3 protein-coding genes are annotated in these 3,317 nt (G+C 49.3%); all 3 read right to left on the reverse strand.

The annotated features are described in order from the left end of the window. Positions 1-537 precede the first annotated feature (537 nt). A complete protein-coding gene (locus D6694_03090; protein RMH46798.1) occupies positions 538-1,749 on the reverse strand; it encodes a DUF1501 domain-containing protein in 1,212 nt (403 codons plus the stop codon). Positions 1,750-1,751: 2 nt separating this feature from the next. Next, a complete protein-coding gene (locus tag D6694_03095; protein RMH46799.1) occupies positions 1,752-3,107 on the reverse strand; it encodes a DUF1800 domain-containing protein in 1,356 nt (451 codons plus the stop codon). A gap of 29 nt (positions 3,108-3,136) precedes the next feature. Continuing rightward, positions 3,137-3,317: NAD-dependent epimerase (locus D6694_03100; GenBank protein ID RMH46800.1), on the reverse strand; the 181-nt coding region annotated here is incomplete at its 5' end.

Raw genomic sequence — 3,317 nt, forward strand, 5'->3', positions numbered from 1 at the left:
CGCCTCGAAGGCCGTCGCGATCGTTTCCGCGGTATTGGGATAGTACTCGCGATAGACGTGCGGCGTCAGCCAGAGCGTCCGGTAGCCGAGGCGGTACAGTGCTTCCACCATATCGGCGCCCGCCTTTGGGTCTGATGCGCCATCGTCGATGCCCGGGACGAGGTGGGCGTGCATGTCGGCGCCCAGGAGGGTGAAATCGGGCTGCGCCTTCGAACGGGGACCGAACAGTTTATGTAAAAGGGAAGTCAATGTGGGTATGCGTGAGTGGTAATACGTGACGCGTGACGTCGTGACGACGTGACGAGTAACGTTGACAGTTTACCTAATTTGTGGTACTCCGTGGAAACTCTGTGAATCTCTGTGGTAAAATGATTTCGTGACGTCCCGATCTTCGGGTCGGGACAGGCTGTGACGGGTAACGTTGCAAATTTCCCCGTCTGTGATGCTCTGTGGATACGCTGTGAAACTCTGTGGTAATAAAACCGCGTTCCAACTGCGTGATTGTCGTTCTGACCTGGCTGACCGTCACCCTACGGCTCACACGAAATCGAGCAGCGGGAAGCGCTCGCCCAGCACTTTTTCGGCCGGCACTTCGAGCCAGCGCTCGAGGATGGTCGCATAGATGCGCCGGAAGTCGAGATGGACGGCCACGTCGTTGCGGTACGCAAGCGTCTCGAGGTCGGGGAGTTCGTTAAGGATGCCCTGTTTTTTGAGGGATCCGGAAATGACAAACAAGTTATTGCCCCGGCCATGATCCGTACCCAGGTTTCTATTCTCTGCAACGCGCCTACCAAATTCCGAATAGATCAAAATCAGGGTATCGTCAAACAATCCACTCGTTTCCAGATCTGTGGCAAAAGCATGGACAGCATCTGCCATCTCTTTAAGCAACTTTTCGTGGCTTCCCACTTGCGCCTGATGAGAGTCATAAGTGGCATGCTTCAAAAAGAAACACCTCGCAGGTGCCCCGCCTTTGATCAAAGCAGCCACTTTTCGGAATTGTCCAGCCAACTCACTATCCGGATATGAAAAGGAATACTCCTTGAAATAGTCATTCAAAACATCCGTAGAAAATACTGCATGCATGGAGACTTCCCGAATATAGGACGCAATGGGATGTTCATGCTCGTGGGAATGAACCAGATAACCTCTATAGTCACTTAGACGGTTGATTGTTTCCAGTGAATTGATGTTAATTCCCTGAATTTTTTCTCCTTTCAGTGACAGTTCAAAACTGGTGGAAGCCTCCACGCCAAGGAAGGCATCTTCACTTTTCGCTGCAACAAGGTCAAGATACTTTCCCAACCAACCATGCTGAGGTGTCCTGTCCTTATCAGGTGTCAAGCCTGAACTCCAGATATCAGAAGCTTTGAAGTGCGAGAGTTCAATGCTGGGATATCCCTTTATATCCGGATAGCCTACGTTGTTAAAAATGGCAAGATACCCCCGATCATAAAGCTTTTTCAAGCCCTCAATGGCAGGATGCGCCCCAAGCTCATCATTCAGTTTCAATACCTTCTCTGGCGGAATTGCCAACTGGGGACGCAATTTGTAATAAATATCATTTCGAAAAGGCACGATGGTATTCAACCCATCGTTTCCACCGCCCAAATGGAGCACAACCAAACGCTTGTATCCCCGAAGGTATCTCTTGACCTCATCAGTGGTGCAACCCGCCAGAAATTGCGGGATCAAGGCTGATCCCACGGCAATGCAAGTAGCATTTTTTATAAATTCTCTTCTTTTCATTCTCAGGCCATTTGGTACCAGGCAGAGGAAACAGCAAGTTTCAGGGATTGCTCATCGAGAGCTTCTGGAAAGTTTTCTGGATACTGCCCCATAAAAAACACCCTCCAATCACTCCCGGTAGTTTCCATTTTTCGAACCAGGCGCTCAAAGTCAAAGATACTATCCATGACATACCTCAGCTCCTTCAGCTGGGGCTTATCTACCCTGGAAACCAGCTTGTACGTAAACGAACCGCGTTCATACTCACGATTCGCTATATCCATGAGCACTACAGGCATCAAGCGGCGCCACACGATTGTATTGGTATCAAACCAATCTTTCCCAACTGGCCACCCACCCACATTTGGGGCATGAAAAGGCACTTCACCCATTCGTTCAATAAACCAGGTATTTGTTTTCACCCCTATGGCGCGCAACCCGCTCTGCCTTTGAAAGCCCACAAGCAACTCTACCGGCGTTTTGACGTTCTGCCCAATCACTTGATTTGAATAGAACCAATCCGAAAGGAACAAATGGCGAAAGACTTTCTCCAAGTCATAGTCATTTTCGTACAGCACCGTAGCCAGTTCCTCGACATGATCGTGATTTTTCTCTTCGTTGTGTACAAAGAACTGATAAATTTTGGCGGCAAGGTGACGGGCACACTGCCTTTGCTCCAAAATAATGTCAATTATCTGTTCGCCAGAAAAATTGCCTTTGTACCCAAGAAACTCCTTGACCCCATCATCATGGGCTTCAGGATCGAAAGTCCAAACATTGATATCATGATCGTAACGCCAACCTGTAAATGCTCTTGCAGCCTCATAGACGTCTTTCTGAGTGTAGTTTCCTACACCAAGTGTAAACAGTTCCAGTAGTTCTCGTGGCCAATTTTCATTCGGGGCATCCTTGTGAGAATGGTGGTTATCGAGAAAACGCATCATTGCAGGGGTCTTGGCTACAGCAAGCAAGAGCTCCCTGAAGTTGGTCAAGCCATACTTTCGCAGACACTCGAGATAAAGCCCCGACAAAACCGTTGTCTGCCCATTGATCGGCATGTGATGGTGCCAGAAAAGAGCAACTTTTTCCCGTATGGAACCTGTCCTTACCATTTCATAAAGCCAGGCTGTCACAAGTGCCGTAACCCAGGGACCATCGTTTAGCGTCCGATCCTCATACTTTTTCAGCACAAACCCATTGACGGGATTGACTATTTCGCCCTGTTGAATGCGAATAGGGTAATATGTTGACTCTCTTGCTTCTTTGAAAAGAAGATCTACTACCTCTTTCCGAGATTTGTTCTGAAGAGGAACCAGATCATCGAGACTGAGTCCAAAAGACGCGCGATTGAAAAGATGTACCAACTCTCGCAGGGTCATAGAAAGGATAGTTTTTGATCAAGTAATCCTCACCCTACTTCCACAAAATACTCCTTGTACCACTCCACGAACCGCCGCACCCCTTCCTCTACGGGCGTAGCGGGCTGATAGCCCAGGTCTTCGACCAGGTCGGTGACGTCGGCGTAGGTGGCGGGCACGTCGCCGGGCTGTATGGGCAGCATTTCCTTTTTGGCTTCCTTGCCGAGGGCC

It is taken from the genome of Gammaproteobacteria bacterium (assembly GCA_003696665.1).
Classification (GTDB): domain Bacteria; phylum Pseudomonadota; class Gammaproteobacteria; order Enterobacterales.